Annotated in this window: 17 protein-coding genes; 9 read left to right on the forward strand and 8 right to left on the reverse strand. The window is 72.7% G+C overall.

Annotated features, from left to right (window positions below):
- Positions 1-71: 71 nt before the first annotated feature.
- Both ACIQOE_RS17340 and ACIQOE_RS17345 read right to left on the reverse strand, forming a co-directional pair.
- On the reverse strand, positions 72-569 hold the full coding sequence (locus tag ACIQOE_RS17340) for an ATP-binding protein (RefSeq protein WP_362643895.1): 498 nt from the start codon (positions 567-569) through the stop codon (positions 72-74).
- 282 nt (positions 570-851) lie between these two features.
- Complete coding sequence (locus ACIQOE_RS17345) at positions 852-1799, reverse strand: heavy metal transporter (RefSeq protein ID WP_365556666.1); 948 nt, start codon at positions 1797-1799, stop codon at positions 852-854.
- A gap of 146 nt (positions 1800-1945) precedes the next feature.
- Between ACIQOE_RS17345 and dapE the strand changes: the two genes are divergently transcribed.
- Together dapE and ACIQOE_RS17355 are read left to right on the forward strand one after the other, a co-directional pair.
- A complete protein-coding gene (dapE, locus tag ACIQOE_RS17350; RefSeq protein ID WP_401412204.1) occupies positions 1946-3025 on the forward strand; it encodes a succinyl-diaminopimelate desuccinylase in 1080 nt (359 codons plus the stop codon).
- 104 nt (positions 3026-3129) lie between these two features.
- Positions 3130-3888, forward strand: coding sequence for a TIGR00730 family Rossman fold protein (locus ACIQOE_RS17355; RefSeq protein ID WP_365556662.1), 759 nt, complete (start codon positions 3130-3132; stop codon positions 3886-3888).
- A 72-nt stretch (positions 3889-3960) separates the two neighbouring features.
- Here ACIQOE_RS17355 and folP read toward each other — a convergent pair whose 3' ends face one another.
- Entirely contained in the window at positions 3961-4821 is an 861-nt protein-coding gene (folP, locus tag ACIQOE_RS17360; RefSeq protein WP_351321535.1) for a dihydropteroate synthase, read from the reverse strand.
- Between the two features lie 165 nt (positions 4822-4986).
- Here folP and ACIQOE_RS17365 point away from each other — a divergent pair, with 165 nt between their 5' ends.
- Both ACIQOE_RS17365 and ACIQOE_RS17370 read left to right on the forward strand, forming a co-directional pair.
- Positions 4987-5346: a DivIVA domain-containing protein gene (locus ACIQOE_RS17365; protein ID WP_351321539.1), complete on the forward strand. Its 360-nt coding sequence runs from the start codon at positions 4987-4989 to the stop codon at positions 5344-5346.
- Complete coding sequence (locus ACIQOE_RS17370; protein WP_401412207.1) at positions 5343-5972, forward strand: DNA-3-methyladenine glycosylase I; 630 nt, start codon at positions 5343-5345, stop codon at positions 5970-5972. Before ACIQOE_RS17365 ends, ACIQOE_RS17370 begins: the two co-directional genes overlap by 4 nt.
- 51 nt (positions 5973-6023) lie before the next feature.
- On the opposite strand, the gene ACIQOE_RS17375 is transcribed toward ACIQOE_RS17370, so the two are convergent.
- Positions 6024-6827: an enoyl-CoA hydratase/isomerase family protein gene (locus tag ACIQOE_RS17375; RefSeq protein ID WP_401412209.1), complete on the reverse strand. Its 804-nt coding sequence runs from the start codon at positions 6825-6827 to the stop codon at positions 6024-6026.
- A 379-nt stretch (positions 6828-7206) separates the two neighbouring features.
- Here ACIQOE_RS17375 and ACIQOE_RS17380 point away from each other — a divergent pair, with 379 nt between their 5' ends.
- Entirely contained in the window at positions 7207-7374 is a 168-nt protein-coding gene (locus ACIQOE_RS17380; RefSeq protein ID WP_004950282.1) for a DUF3117 domain-containing protein, read from the forward strand.
- An 87-nt stretch (positions 7375-7461) separates the two neighbouring features.
- On the opposite strand, the gene ACIQOE_RS17385 is transcribed toward ACIQOE_RS17380, so the two are convergent.
- Complete coding sequence (locus ACIQOE_RS17385) at positions 7462-8160, reverse strand: O-methyltransferase (RefSeq protein WP_351322193.1); 699 nt, start codon at positions 8158-8160, stop codon at positions 7462-7464.
- Between the two features lie 235 nt (positions 8161-8395).
- Here ACIQOE_RS17385 and sigE point away from each other — a divergent pair, with 235 nt between their 5' ends.
- The 4 genes from sigE (at position 8396) to ACIQOE_RS17405 (ending at position 11630) form a co-directional block, all read left to right on the forward strand.
- The gene (gene sigE, locus ACIQOE_RS17390; protein ID WP_351321544.1) at positions 8396-9112 is read left to right on the forward strand and encodes an RNA polymerase sigma factor SigE; all 717 of its coding nucleotides are present in this window, start codon (positions 8396-8398) and stop codon (positions 9110-9112) included.
- Entirely contained in the window at positions 9109-10059 is a 951-nt protein-coding gene (locus tag ACIQOE_RS17395) for an anti-sigma factor (protein WP_351321546.1), read from the forward strand. The genes sigE and ACIQOE_RS17395 overlap by 4 nt, the downstream gene beginning before the upstream one ends.
- A 222-nt stretch (positions 10060-10281) precedes the next feature.
- Complete coding sequence (locus ACIQOE_RS17400; protein WP_351321548.1) at positions 10282-10734, forward strand: sec-independent translocase; 453 nt, start codon at positions 10282-10284, stop codon at positions 10732-10734.
- A 224-nt stretch (positions 10735-10958) separates the two neighbouring features.
- Complete coding sequence (locus tag ACIQOE_RS17405) at positions 10959-11630, forward strand: hypothetical protein (RefSeq protein WP_351321550.1); 672 nt, start codon at positions 10959-10961, stop codon at positions 11628-11630.
- Positions 11631-11744: 114 nt separating this feature from the next.
- Here the strand turns inward: ACIQOE_RS17405 and ACIQOE_RS17410 are convergent, their stop codons facing one another.
- Genes ACIQOE_RS17410 through ACIQOE_RS17420 form a run of 3 tightly spaced genes read right to left on the reverse strand, consistent with a single transcriptional unit; the run spans position 11745 to position 14809 of the window.
- The gene (locus tag ACIQOE_RS17410; protein WP_365556653.1) at positions 11745-12878 is read right to left on the reverse strand and encodes an Mrp/NBP35 family ATP-binding protein; all 1134 of its coding nucleotides are present in this window, start codon (positions 12876-12878) and stop codon (positions 11745-11747) included.
- A gap of 43 nt (positions 12879-12921) precedes the next feature.
- Positions 12922-13518, reverse strand: coding sequence for a DUF1003 domain-containing protein (locus ACIQOE_RS17415; RefSeq protein ID WP_362643886.1), 597 nt, complete (start codon positions 13516-13518; stop codon positions 12922-12924).
- Positions 13508-14809, reverse strand: coding sequence for a magnesium transporter MgtE N-terminal domain-containing protein (locus ACIQOE_RS17420; RefSeq protein ID WP_363016309.1), 1302 nt, complete (start codon positions 14807-14809; stop codon positions 13508-13510). The genes ACIQOE_RS17415 and ACIQOE_RS17420 overlap by 11 nt, the downstream gene beginning before the upstream one ends.
- Positions 14810-14950 lie beyond the last annotated feature (141 nt).

A 14950-nucleotide genomic window follows, 5' to 3' on the forward strand; every position in this document is an offset into this window, starting at 1 on the left:
CGGTGCACCGACGGCACACGAAGAGCAGGGCCCCGGGGCGAACCCCGGGGCCCTGCGCGTACAGCGTCGGGTCAGCCGCCGATCGGCAGGCCCTTGACCGGCAGCCCGCCCTTGGTGAGGCCCTGCGCCGGGAGCCCGCCCTTGGTGAGGCCCTGCGCCGGCAGGCCGCCCTTGGTGAGGCCCTGCGTGGGCAGCCCGCCCTTGGTCGCCGTGGCCGCCGTCTCGCCGAGCAGGCCGCCCGCCGAGCCCGCCGCGTCACCGGCGGCGTGCTGCACCACCGGCGCCGCCACCTTGACGGCCTTGCCGCCGGTCCTGCCCGCGGCCGGCAGCGCCGACTCGACCGTCCGGCCGCCGGTGTGGCCGACGGTCCCGGTCACGTTCTGCGCCGCGCTGTCGGCGGTGTTGCCGACGCTCGCTCCGTCCAGGGCGCTCAGGCCGCCCAGGTTCGGAGTGGCGGCCGGCAGGCTCGGGGCCGCGCCGGCGGAGCCGGCCGCACCGACCCCGGCGGCCGCTCCCGCTGCGACGAGCAGCGCGGCACGGGCGATCCGGCGGGTCAGGGGGAGGGACATGATGCTCCATTCGACGGGAGGGAACACGATCGCCGTGACTACCGCTCGAAGCCCGCGAAGGTTGCGGAGGCCCCAGGTAAAGAATTGATAACGCATCGCATTATCGGGTGTGGATAAAAACGGGCAAAGAGTCCCGGTGGCGGAACCCCTCCCGAGGCCCGCAGAATCCTTACGTCCCCGTGCTGCCAACGGCGGGCGGGCAGGCGTGAGCGGCCGTTCGGAAACCCGGGTGCGCCGAGAGCGCGAAGCGTCCCGGCCGACCCGCCGGAGGGAAACGCCGAACTACTGTCCGGTCACGATCCGCACCGACCCGGCGGACTTCTCCGCTCCGCCCGTGCCCTGCGGACCGGGCGCCGGCTGCCACCGGCTGTCCGTGCTCCCGGCCGACCACTCCTGGCCCGCGTACGACACCCGCTGGATGTGCAGCGCCGAGGAGTTGGCCACCGCCCAGTGCGCCAGCTGCCAGCCGCGCTCGCTCTCGGTGCGCCCGGACCTGTCCTTCTTCTGGCCCTCCGGCACCGGAACGGTCACGGTCCGCCCGTGCGCCGTCGAGGTCACGCTCGGCGTCGGTGTCGGCGAACTCGCGGACGTGCCGTTCACCTCCGCGCCGGCCTCCTCGACCGCGTCCCGCCCGAAGTCCCGCACCAGCGCGGTCCGGACCGCGTCCGGGCCCGTCGCCGTCGCCTCGGTGACGGCCGCCGGACGCCCGTCGCAGGTCAGCGTGGCCGCCGCCTGCCCGGTCAGGGCCGCGGCGAGCAGCGTGGCGTCGTTCTCGTGCTTGGCGTACGCCTCCGGGAAGCCGCTGCGCTGCACGCGCTGCGCGGCCACCGTCAGCGGCAGGGTCCGGTAGTCGCGCACCTTGGCCAGGTGCGCGTAGAACATGCCCGCCGCGTACGCCGGGTCCAGGATCTGCTTCTCGGTGCCCCAGCCCTGCGAGGGCCGCTGCTGGAACAGGCCCAGCGAATCCCGGTCGCCGTGCTCGATGTTGCGCAGCCCCGACTCCTGGATGGCGGTCGCCAGCGCGATGGCCACCGCCCGCTCGGGCATGCCGCGCCCGGTGCCGACGGCGGCGATCGTCGCCGCGTTCACCGCCTGCTCGGGCGTGAAGTCGTACGACTGGCGGTCGCTTCGGCCCGAGACGACCTTGCAGCCCTCGGCGCCACCGCCGCCCGTGACGTACTGGACGACCAGGTACGCCGCGACGGCACACAGGATGAGCAAACCCGACATGAAACGCAGGGCACGGCGGCGACGCGTGGGGCGGGTGGGGGACGGCTCTGGCACGCGTACAACATACTGGAGAGTACGAGCGGCTCAACCCCCCGTCGCCAAGCCTGTGAAACCCCTCTCAGCCGTGCCGCGCTAGGGTCGGGGCCATGGCCGACACCTCCCTTGACCTCACGCTGGACGCGGCCGCGCTGACCGCGCGGCTCGTCGACTTCCCCTCGGAGAGCGGCACCGAGAAGCCGCTCGCCGACGCGATCGAGGCCGCGCTGCGCGCCCTGCCGCACCTGACGGTCGACCGGTACGGCAACAACGTGATCGCCCGGACGGACCTCGGCCGTGCCGAGCGCGTGATCCTGGCCGGCCACATCGACACCGTCCCGATCGCGGACAACGTGCCGTCCCGGCTGGACGAGGACGGCGTGCTGTGGGGCTGCGGCACCTGCGACATGAAGTCCGGCGTCGCCGTCCAGCTGCGCATCGCGGCCACCGTCCCCGCCCCGAACCGCGACCTGACCTTCGTCTTCTACGACAACGAGGAGGTCGCCGCCCACCTCAACGGCCTCCGGCACGTCGCCGAGGCGCACCCCGAGTGGCTGGCCGGCGACTTCGCGGTCCTGCTGGAGCCGTCCGACGGCGAGGTCGAGGGCGGCTGCCAGGGCACCCTGCGGGTCCTGCTGAGGACGACCGGCGAGCGGGCCCACTCCGCGCGCTCCTGGATGGGCTCCAACGCGATCCACGCGGCCGCCCCGGTCCTCGCCCGGCTCGCCGCCTACGAGCCGCGCCGGCCGGTCATCGACGGCCTGGAGTACCGCGAGGGCCTCAACGCCGTCGGCATCTCGGGCGGGGTGGCCGGCAACGTGATTCCCGACGCGTGCGTGGTCACCGTGAACTTCCGCTACGCCCCGGACCGTTCCGAGGAGGAGGCGCTCGCGCACGTCCGCGAGGTCTTCGCCGGCTGCGGCGTGGCCGAGTTCGTCGTGGACGACCACAGCCCCGGCGCGCTGCCCGGCCTCTCGCACCCGGCCGCGGCGGCCTTCATCGAGGCGGTCGGCGGCACCCCGATGCCCAAGTTCGGCTGGACCGACGTCTCCCGCTTCTCCGCCCTCGGCATCCCGGCGGTCAACTACGGACCGGGCAATCCGCACTTGGCGCACAAGAAGGATGAAAAGGTCGAAACGGGGAAGATCCTGGCGGGCGAGGAGCGGCTGCGCGCCTGGCTGACCCGCTGAGCCACACGGGGGCGCTGCGCACCGGACATGCCGACGTCCCGCGCCGGTAACCCGGGTGGATCTACGCTGGGGCGGATACACCTGCAAGCGGAGGGAGCGCACATATGGCTACCGGGAACCCCGAGGGGAAGAAGGTGCCGCCGGACGAGCAGCGCCTGGGACCGGTCCTCCGACGGCGCGGTCAGGTGACCGCGAGCACGACGGACCAGCGGCTGCTGGACGCGGGCGGTCCCTCCGACTGGGTCCACACGGACCCGTGGCGGGTGCTGCGCATCCAGTCGGAGTTCATCGAGGGCTTCGGCACGCTCGCCGAACTCCCGGCCGCGATCAGCGTGTTCGGCTCGGCGCGGACGCCTGCGGACTCGCCGGAGTACGACGCGGGCGTGCGGCTGGGCCGCGGCCTGGTCGAGGCCGGCTGGGCGGTCATCACCGGCGGCGGCCCCGGCGCCATGGAGGCGGCCAACAAGGGCGCCCTGGAGGCGGGCGGCGTCTCGGTCGGCCTCGGCATCGAGCTGCCCTTCGAGCAGGGCCTGAACCCCTACGTCGACATCGGCCTGAACTTCCGCTACTTCTTCGTGCGGAAAATGATGTTCGTCAAGTACGCGCAGGGCTTCGTGGTGCTGCCCGGCGGCCTCGGCACCCTCGACGAACTCTTCGAGGCGCTCACCCTCGTCCAGACCCAGAAGGTGACCCGCTTCCCGATCGTGCTGTTCGGCAGCGCGTACTGGGGCGGCCTGGTGGACTGGCTGCGCACCACCCTGGTCGCCCAGGGCAAGGCGAGCGAGAAGGACCTGCTCCTGTTCCACGTGACCGACGACGTGGACGAAGCGGTCGCCCTGGTCTCCAAGGAAGCGGCCCGCTAGCACCGGCCGGACCGGTCCGCGCGCACCCGCGCGGGCCGACCCGCGGGCCGCGGGACTCTTCCGCAAGGCGCTCTAGGCCAGGCCCCGCCGGGCCACCGCCGGCGGGCGGTGGCCCGCGATCGACGCGACCATGTCGAGCACCTGACGGGTCTCCGCCACCTCGTGCACGCGGTACACCTGCGCGCCCAGCCACGCCGACACCGCCGTCGTCGCCAGCGTGCCGATCACGCGCTCCTTCACCGGCCGGTCCAGCGTCTCGCCCACGAAGTCCTTGTTGGACAGGGAGACCAGCACCGGCCACCCGGTCGCGACCATCTCGTCCAGCCGCCGCGTCGCCTCCAGGCTGTGCCGCGTGTTCTTCCCGAAGTCGTGCCCGGGATCGATCATCACCGACTCCCGCGGCACCCCCAGCGCGACGGCCCGCTCGGCGAGCCCCAGGGTCACCCGCAGCACGTCCGCCATCACGTCGTCGTAGGCCACCCGGTGCGGCCGGGTCCGCGGCCGCGCCCCGCCCGCGTGCGTGCACACCAGCCCCACCCGGTACCGCGCGGCGACCTCCGCGAGCCCCGGGTCGACCCCGCCCCACGCGTCGTTCAGCACGTCCGCACCGGCCTCGCAGACGGCCTCGCCGACCGACGCCCGCCAGGTGTCCACGCTGATCACGACGTCCGGGAACCGCCTGCGCACCTCCGCGACGAACCCGACGGTCCGCCGCGCCTCCTCCTCGGCCGTGACCTCCTCGCCCGGCCCGGCCTTCACGCCGCCGATGTCGACGATCGCGGCTCCCTCGGCGACCGCCTGCTCCACGCGCGCGAGCGCGGGCTCGTCGAGGAAGGTCGCCCCCTGGTCGTAGAAGGAGTCCGGTGTCCGGTTCACGATGGCCATGATCACCGGTTCGTGCGGCGCGAATTCCCGCCTGCCCAGCCTGAGCATCGCCTGTGACCTCTCGTAGTGAGTCCCTCGGTACGACCGCCTGCGCCCCTGACTGTCAGACTCGCATGGCACGATCGGACACAGACACATTCGTCACCGAGCACACTAGGCGCACTCGGCACCACGAGTACGCACCGAGCTTCACCGAGCCTGGGGGCCACCGCGATGGTTATGTTCCTGTTCCTGGTCGTCGCGCTCGCGGTCGTGGTCGCCGCGGTCACGCTCGCCGTGGTGAGCGGCGGGGAGAGCGCCCCGCTGACCGAGGTGGCGCCCGAGCGCCTCCAGGACCCGCTGCCCCCGGACCGCCCGGTCGACCGCGCCGACGTGGAGAGCCTGCGCTTCCCGCTCGCCCCGCGCGGCTACCGGATGGCCGACGTCGACGACGCGCTCAGCCGCCTCGGCGCCGAACTCGCCGAACGCGACGCCCGGATCGCCGACCTGGAGTCCACGCTCGCCGGTGCCCGGACCGCGCCGCACCCCGGGCACACCTCGCTGGACAAGCCCGCGCCGGAGGACCGGCCGTGACCGACCCGACCGACCCGACCGACCCGACCGACCCCACCGCCGCGGCCGGAGCGGCCGTGGCCGGGCCGGACGGCAGGCTGCGCTGCCCCTGGGCGCTGTCCGCCGAGGACTACGTGGCCTACCACGACGAGGAGTGGGGCCGCCCGGTCCACGGCGACGACGCCCTGTACGAACGCCTCAGCCTGGAGGCCTTCCAGTCCGGCCTGTCCTGGATCACGATCCTGCGCCGCCGCCCCGGCTTCCGGGCCGCCTTCGCCGGCTTCCGCATCGAGAAGGTCGCCGCCTTCACCGACGAGGACCGGGAACGGCTGCTGGCCGACCCCGGGATCATCCGCAACCGCGCCAAGGTCGACGCCACGATGGCCAACGCGAAGGTGCTGGCCGACTGGGCGCCCGGTGAACTGGACGAGCTGATCTGGTCGTTCGCCCCGGACCCCGGTGCGTACCCGGTGCCGGGCAGCACCGCCGACGTCCCGGCGGTGACCGCCGAGTCGACGGCCCTGTCCAAGACCCTGAAGAAGCGGGGCCTGCGCTTCGTCGGCCCGACGACGGCGTACGCCCTGATGCAGGCGTGCGGCCTGGTCGACGACCACCTGGCGGCGTGCTCCAGCAGACGCGCCCGATAACGGCACCCGGGAAGGAACCGCGCGGCCCGCGCCCGCGGTTCCCGCGGACCGTCACCGTCCCAGGTACTTCGGCTTCTCCTTGTTCACGAACGCCTGCACGGCGATCCCGTGGTCCTCGGAGGCACCGGCCCGCGCCTGCAGCTCGTCCTCCTTGTCGAGGGTCTCGTCCAGGGAGTGCGTGAGCCCGTAGGCGACGGCCTCCTTCAGCGCCGCGTACGCCGCCGTCGGCCCCTCCGTCAGCTTCCGCGCGATCTTCTCGCCCTCGGCCCGCAGCTCGGCGGACGGTACGACCTTGTTCGCGATGCCCAGCTCGTACGCGTCCTGCGCGCTGATGCTCCGCGGGAACAGCAGCAGGTCGGAGGCCCGGCCAGGACCCACCACCCGCGGCAGCGTCCACGAGACCCCGGAGTCCGCGGTCAGCGCGACCCCGGCGAACGAGGTGTTGAAGGCGGCGGTGTCGGCGACCACGCGGTAGTCCGCGGCCAGCGCGAACCCGAGGCCGGCACCGGCGGCGACGCCGTTCACCGCGGCCACCACCGGCTTCGGCGCCCCGGCCAGCGCCCGGACGATCGGGTTGTAGTGCTCCCGGACCGTCGTCATCGTCTGCCCCGCGCCCGTCTCCCGGTCGGACGCGAGCAGCGTGATGTGTTCCTTGAGGTCCTGGCCCACGCAGAACGCCCGGTCCCCTGCGGCGGTCAGCAGGATCGCGCGGACCGCCGGGTCGGCGGCCGCTTCCCGCGCGACGTCCCTGAGCGCCGCCTTCGTCGCGATGTTCAGCGCGTTCATCGCCTCGGGGCGGTTCAGCGTGATCGTCGCGAGTCCGTCGCCCACCTCGTAGAGCACGGTGTCGGTCATGGTGCGTCCCCTCCGTCGTCTGCGTCGTCGCGGCCCGCGTACCGCTCGGTACGCCGGCGTCCGAAGGACAGCATGGCGGAGATCATCGCCCCGGGACCGGACCCGTCGTGTGACCTGCGTCAAAGAAAAAAGGAGCCTACTCGGTCGGCGTAAGGACGCGGGGTGGCGCAGTATCGCAGTCACATCGCCGAATTGGGTGGTTTTGCTCGCGCGCGTTGCCCAAGCGATGCCGACTGATGTTGGTCATCGGGTCCTGAGATGCGGGATAATGGCCTGGAAGCAATGTGTTCGATGCCGGTGCCGCGTGTCCCGCCAGGATCGCGCGTGCCCTCGTGGGCCGTCGGCAGACGATGAGCTGTTTTCAGGAAGGGGAACCAGCATGGCGGCCATGAAGCCGCGGACGGGTGATGGCCCGCTCGAGGTGACCAAGGAGGGGCGGGGCATCGTCATGCGCGTTCCGCTCGAAGGCGGCGGTCGGCTCGTCGTCGAGCTGACCCCTGACGAGGCCGCGGCGCTCGCCGACGCCCTCAAGAACGTCGTCGTCTGAGGCGTCAGCGACCATACCCTTTCGGCCGCCCCGGCATCGTATGCGGTGCCGGGGCGCTGCCGTACCCCCGGTCCTTCCCCGGCGGGATCAGCGCTTGACGGCGCAGAGCAGGCCGTCGCCCACCGGCAGCAGCGACGGCAGCAGCTCCGGGCTCTCCCGCACCGTGCGCAGCAGCTCGCGCAGCCGCAGCACCTCGGTCGGCTGCGGACCCGAGTCGACCGTCCGGCCGTTGGCGAAGACGCCCTCGAAGACCACCAGGCCACCCGGCCTCAGCAGGCGCAACGATTCAGCGAGATAGTCGGAGTACTCCTGCCGGTCGCCGTCGCAGAAGACCAGGTCGTACCCCGCGTCCGCGAGCCGGGGGAGCACGTCGAGGGCGCGGCCCGGGATGAAACGGGCCCGGTTGCTGGCGAAGCCGCAGGCGCGGAAGGCCTGCCGGGCGAACTGCTGGTGATCCGGCTCCGGGTCGACGGTGGTCAGCACCCCGTCCGCGCGCATCCCGTGCAGCAGATGCATCCCCGACACCCCGCACCCGGTGCCGATCTCGGCGACGGCCTTGGCGTCCACGGAGGCGGCGAGCAGTCGCAGCGCGGCACCCGTGCCGGGCGACACCGAGCGCAGCCCCGCGTCGCGGGCCCGGTCCCGGGCCCAGCGCAGTGCCTCGTCCTCGGCGACAAAGGCGTCGGCGAACGCCCAGCTCGTCTGCCGGTTGCCGGTAATGACCCTCTCCTGTCCCCGTGGTTGCCTGGGCGTGACTGTATCCGTTGGTGCCGGGAACCTGCTGATGGGACCAGGCGTTTAGAGGGATGGAAGACAGGGCGGGGGGACACGAATGGATCACGACGACGGGACGGTGGCCGACCAGCCGCAGGTGCGGCAGGACGAGCCGTACGAGCCGAGATCAAATTCTCGTAAAACCGCTTATCCGGTGCTAACGGGCGAGGTGGCTATGGTAGGGGCTCCACTGGACACCACCAGAGCCGACAGGGGAGGTGCGGCCGTACCCGGGGATCGGGGAGGAGTGCTTCGGCGCTTCCTCGGATCGGCGGGCAGGCCGAAATCCGTGAACGACACCGCTGCTGACCCCAGCCACGCCGATGTGCTCGCCCCGGGCGAGGACCGGACCGCGACCTTCTCCACCGACGCGGACGGGCAGGCATGGACTCCGCCCACGTGGGAGGAGATCGTCAGCACGCACAGCGGCCGCGTCTACCGCCTGGCCTACCGTCTGACCGGCAACCAGCACGACGCCGAGGACCTCACCCAGGAGGTCTTCGTCCGCGTCTTCCGCTCCCTGTCGACCTACTCGCCGGGCACCTTCGAGGGCTGGCTGCACCGCATCACGACCAACCTCTTCCTCGACATGGTCCGCCGCAAGCAGCGCATCCGCTTCGACGCCCTCGGCGACGACGCGGCCGAGCGCCTGCCCAGCCGCGAGCCCACCCCGTCCCAGGCCTTCAACGACGCGCACTTCGACGCCGACGTGCAGCAGGCCCTGGACACCCTCGCGCCCGAGTTCCGCGCCGCCGTCGTCCTGTGCGACATCGAGGGTCTGTCGTACGAGGAGATCGCCGCGACCCTCGGCGTCAAGCTCGGCACGGTCCGCTCCCGGATCCACCGCGGCCGCTCCCAGCTGCGCAAGGCCCTCGCGCACCGCTCCCCGGAGGCCCGCAGGGCCGAGCGCCGCTCCTTCGTTCCCCGTGTTCCCGCACTGGGGGGAGGGGGCGCGTCCGCGTGAGTGGTTCACGACCCAAACCCGCCGAGCCGCAGCTCGCCGAGCAGCACCTGGGAGACCGGCTCTCCGCCCTGGTGGACGGAGAACTCGGCCACGAGTCGCGTGAGCGCGTCCTGGCCCACCTGGCCACCTGTGCCAGGTGCAAGGCCGAGGCGGACGCCCAGCGCGCCCTGAAGAACGTCTTCGCCGAGGCCGCCCCACCGCCGCCCTCCGAGAGCTTCCTGGCTCGCCTCCAGGGGCTGCCCGGGGGCGGCGACGGCGACGGTTCGCCGTTCGGCGGAGCGGGCCTGCCCGGACGCCGGTCCGACGGCGGGGTCTTCGGCCTCGGCCAGGAGGACCGCTTCGAGTTCGGCTACGTCCCGGCCCACCCGCACGACCCGGCCGTGACCGCGGGCCGCGGCTTCCGGATCCATCCCGTCGGCCGCCCGGACGCCGAGCGCTCCGCCTCGCGCGGCATGCGGTTCGCGTTCGCCGCCGCCGGCGCGGTCTCGCTGGCCGCCGTCGCGCTCGGCGGGGTCACCGCCGGACTGCCCGGCTCCCCGGCCGCCGACGCCCGCGGCGGCAGCGGCGGCGGCAGCGTCGCCCCGGCCGGTACGGCGGGCGCGAGTACCGCGGGCGCCGCCGACGCGCAGCGCCGCCGCTCGCTCACCCCGCTGCTGTCCTCCGGCGCGCTGGCCGGCTCCGCCACCACCGCGGCGCCCACCTCGGTCTCCGCGCCGCTGCTGCCCGGAGTGCCCGCCCCGGGCGCCGGCGAGAAGACGCTGCGGGAGCTGACCGCGCCCGTGCTGGCCGGCGCGGCCGCCGTCTCCCCGCTGATACGGCCGCTGACCGCCGGTCCGCCGCCCGCCCTCACCTCGTGGACCGGCACCCCGGAGGCGACCGGCGCCGCCCTGCTCGCCGCGCCCGTCACCGACACGGCCTCCGCTCCGCCCTCCCGCGCGGCCCGCTGACCAACGGCCGGACAGGAACTGACGGAAACGTCACAGGCCGGACCGCATTCGTGCCCGGACTAGGCAAACAACCTGGAAAACCGGTCGTACACGCACAGCCGGACACCTCGGGACGGTACCGGTCGGACAGGTCGGCCGGGTACCGTGGACCCGGCCCGGACCACGGAACACCGCACCAGCGACCGGAGGGCCGAGGACCGAGGACATCGCAAGGAGCTTCAGGTGTTCAATGACATAGGACCACTAGAGCTGGCGACCATCGTCGTGCTCGCCGTGCTCGTCTTCGGTCCGGACAAGCTCCCGAAGGTCATCCAGGACGTGATGCGGACCATCCGCAAGATCCGGGAGTTCTCGGAGAGCGCCAAGGCGGACATCCGCCAGGAGCTGGGACCGGAGTTCAAGGACTTCGAGTTCGAGGACCTCAACCCCAAGAACTTCGTCCGCAAGCACCTGGACAGCGAGGAGCTGGGTCTCAAGGAGATCCGCAACGGCTTCGACCTGAAGAAGGAGATGGCCGAGGTCACGGACGCGGTGCACGGCCGCGAGTCGGACTCCTCCTCGTCCGCGGGCACGGGTTCGGGTTCGGGTACGACAGGTGGCCGCATCGACATGTCCAAGAAGCCCGAGGACCCCGGCAAGGACGACCGTCCGCCGTTCGACGCGGACGCCACCTGAGCCGTACGGCCCCTTCGCCCGCGTGGCGCACGTGACGCGTTTCATACCGTGTGCGCGCCGTGCGCGGCCTGATCCCGCCGCCCGCGCGACCCACGCGACGGGCGGTTTCGCTGCTGGTCCCAGCGGTGTGGCTATGCTGCCGAGTTGTTGTGCGGACCGGACGAGTGCGCCCGAAGGGGGGCGGGCCGCCCCGGACCGACGAGAACTAGGAGGCGTCCGGGCAGATGGAGACGACAAGTCGGGTGGGCGAACAGACGCCGGCCGCGGAGAACGGACAGCAGGTCCTCTCCGCCCGGCGCACGGTCGACGGCTACCTGCAGGCGCCCTTCCCCTGGTACGGCCTCGACGAGGCGTTCACGGGGCCGCGCTGGCTGATGCAGGTGGGAGTGGCGGCCGACGGCGCCGTGGAGCACGGGTCGATCGGGCACGGGGACGAGCCGTCGGTGCGCAACGAGCACCTGGCCGCGTCCGTCGGTGAACCCAGGGAGAAGTTCGCGGTGGTCGTGACCGTCGCGGCGAATCCGTCCCGCAGGAGCGCCGACGGGACGGGGCTGCTGGAGGCCACGTCGGTCTCCTCGGCCGCCTGGCTGGCCGGGGTCGGGCTGCTCTCCTTCACCTGGCCGGGCCAGATGGACCACAGCCTGCGGGACGACTGGCTGGACCAGCAGACCGAGACGGCGTGGGAGCTGGCCGACGAACTGAGCGGGCCGGAGTGGTCCACGCTGTCGCTTCCGGTGGACGGGGTGGCCACGCCCTTCCACTACCGGGAGTCGGAGTTCGGCTGGGTGCTCGCCGGGTCCACGGCGCAGGGCGTGCACGTGGGGGCCTACGGCCGGGGGATGTCGGCGTACGGCCTCGGATTCGCGGTGATCAAGGACGTCGCCGAGTACGCGTGAGGAAAGGGGCGCCGATGGTTCGTGGCGCCCCTTCGCCTCGGGGGTGCGGTGCGGGTGCGTCGCGGCCGTTCGCGCGGTTCCCCGCGCCCCCGAGGAGGGCCGGGGGGCCCGGCCCTAGAACTTGTTGCGCGGGGTGATGCCCAGGGAGAGGCCCGAGAGGCCCCGCTGCCGTCCGCCGAGCTTGCCCGCGATGCCGCGCAGGGCCGCGCCCGCCGGGCTCTCCGGGTCGGTCAGCACGACCGGCCGGCCCTCGTCGCCGCCCTCGCGCAGGCGGACGTCGATCGGGATGCTGCCGAGGACCGGGACGTTCGCGCCCGTCGTGCGGGTGAGGCCGTCGGCGACCGCCTGGCCGCCGCCGGTGCCGAAGACGTCGACCATCTCGCCGCAGTGCGGGCAGGGCAGGCCCGACATGTTCTCGACCACGCCGACGATCTTCTGGTGGGTCTGCACCGCGATGGAGCCCGCCCGCTCGGCGACCTCCGCGGCCGCCTGCTGAGGCGTCGTCACGACCAGGATCTCGGCGTTCGGGACCAGCTGGGCGACCGAGATGGCGATGTCACCGGTGCCGGGCGGCAGGTCGAGCAGCAGGACGTCGAGGTCGCCCCAGTACACGTCCGCGAGGAACTGCTGGAGGGCGCGGTGCAGCATCGGGCCGCGCCAGACCACCGGGGCGTTGCCCGGGGTGAACATGCCGATCGAGATGACCTTCACGCCGTTCGCCGACGGCGGCATGATCATGTTCTCGACCTGGGTGGGACGGCCGTCCGCGCCGAGCATGCGCGGCACCGAGTGGCCGTAGATGTCGGCGTCGACGACACCGACCTTCAGACCGTCGGCGGCCATCGCGGCGGCGAGGTTGACCGTCACCGAGGACTTGCCGACACCGCCCTTGCCGGAGGCGACCGCGTAGACACGGGTGAGGCTGCCGGGCTTGGCGAAGGGCACCTCGCGCTCGGTCTGGCCGCCGCGCAGCGCCGAGGCCAGCTCCTTGCGCTGCTCGTCGCTCATCACGTCCAGGGTCACGTCGACCCGGGTGACGCCGTCGACCCCCGAGACCGCGTCGGTGACGCGCTGGGTGATCGTGTCCCGCATGGGGCAGCCGGAGACCGTCAGGTACACGGTGACCGCGACCGCGCCGTCCTCCCCGATCTCCACCGATTTGACCATCCCCAGTTCGGTGATGGGTCGGTTGATCTCCGGGTCGTTCACCGTCGCCAGTGCCTCGCGCACCGCGTCTTCGCTAGCCATAAGGACGATGGTACGGCGACGCGCACGGCCCCTATAACGCCCCTCACCGGTCGTCTACGTCACGCCCCGCCGACCGTTCTGCCGGGAATACGCCGCGCGCGCCGTCCCCGTTCTGCCGCTCGTCCATGTCCCGCAGCAGGTCCTGGAGCTCGGAGCGGATCCAGTCCCGGGTCGCCACCTCGCCCAGGCCCATGCGCAGCGCGGCGATCTCCCGGGTCAGGTACTCGGTGTCGGCGATGGACCGCTCGTTCTGCTTGCGGTCCTGTTCGAGGTTGACCCGGTCGCGGTCGTCCTGCCGGTTCTGCGCGAGCAGGATCAGCGGGGCCGCGTAGGAGGCCTGGAGGGACAGGGCCAGGGTCAGGAAGATGAACGGGTACTCGTCGAACCGCAGTCCGCCGGGCGCCGAGATGTTCCACAGCACCCAGACGATGATCACGAACGTCATCCAGACGATGAACCGTCCGGTGCCCAGGAAGCGCGCGATGCGCTCGGAGAGCCGGCCGAAGGCCTCCGGGTCCCACTCGGGCACGATCCGCCGCCTGGGCGGCCGCGGCTGGTCCATACGGACCCCGCGCGGCCGGGTGGCCGCGGTGGCGCCCGACGGTGTGCGCTCCCGTGCGCCCTCGCGGTCAGGCGCCATGGGCCCCCGCCTCCTTCTCCGGCGCCGGTTCGTCCTCGTCGAGGTGGAACTCGGTCTCCCGCCAGTCGTCGGGCAGCATGTGGTCCAGGACGTCGTCCACGGTCACCGCGCCCAGCAGCGACCCCGTCTCGTCGACCACGGGCGCCGCGACCATGTCGTACGTGGCGAAGAACCCGGCGATGATCGGCAGCGTGGCCTCGGGGTCGAGCGGCTGCAGGTCGTCGTCGAGCAGCGAGCTGACCAGGGTGTACGGCGGGTCGCGCAGCAGGCGCTGGAAGTGGACGGCGCCCAGGTACTTGCCGGTCGGGGTCTCGTCGGGCGGCCGGCAGACGTAGACCTGGGCGGCGAGGGCCGGGGACAGGTCGGGGTTGCGGACCCGGGCCAGGGCGTCGGCGACGGTGGAGTCGGGCCGCATCACGATCGGCTCGGTCGTCATCAGTCCGCCGGCCGTGTGCTCCTCGTACGACATCAGCCGCCGCATCTCGGCCGCGTCCGCCGGCTGCATCAGGCTCAGCAGCCGTTCCTTGTCCTCCTCGGGGAGGTCGGCGAGCAGGTCGGCCGCGTCGTCCGGGTCCATGGCCTCCAGGACGTCCGCCGCCCGTTCCTCCTTCAGCTTGCCGAGGATCTCGATCTGGTCGTCCTCGGGCAGCTCTTCGAGCACGTCGGCCAGGCGGTCGTCGTCCAGGGCGGCGGCCACCTCGGCGCGGCGCTTGGCGGACAGATGGTGCAGGACGTTGGCGAGGTCGGCGGGGCGCAGCTGCTCGAAGGTGGCGAGCAGGCTCTCCGCGCCCTGGCCGTGCTCCTCCAGCGAGAACCCGGTGACCTGCGACCACTCGACGGTCAGCGACTCTCCCCGGGTGCGCCGGAAGGTGCCGGTGCGGCCCTTGCGGACGAAGACGCGGTCGACCTCCCACTCCCGGCGGGCCGACCGCTGCTGGGCGCCCAGGTCCAGGACGGTGACCTCCTCGCCGGTGTCCGCCAGCCGGACCCGGCGGTCGAGGAGTTCACCGAAGACCAGGCGCTCGGTGGGCCGCTGCTCGAAGCGCCGGACGTTGAGCACGCCGGTGGTGATGACCTGGCCGGACTCGATGCTCGTGACCCGGGTCATGGGCAGGAAGATGCGGCGCCGGGTGGAGAGTTCGACGACCAGGCCGAGCAGCCGCGGGGGCTTGCGGCCGACGCGCAGGATGACGACGAGGTCCCTGACGCGTCCCACCTGGTCGCCGTTGGGGTCGAAGACGGCGATGCCGGCGAGGTGCGAGACGAAGATCCGGGGAGTCCCGCCTGCCATGGTTCCGCCTCCTTGTCCCGCCGACGTTCCCGTTGGCCGCTTTCCTGTGTCTTTCGCCTGCTCGGTGGGGTTCAGGCTAGCCCGTACCGATCGGATACGCCCTGGTGAGCGGTCCGGACGGACTGGCTCCGCCGGGCGGCC

The sequence above is a fragment of the Streptomyces sp. NPDC091282 genome (assembly GCF_044757385.1).
GTDB lineage: Bacteria > Actinomycetota > Actinomycetes > Streptomycetales > Streptomycetaceae > Streptomyces > Streptomyces gramineus.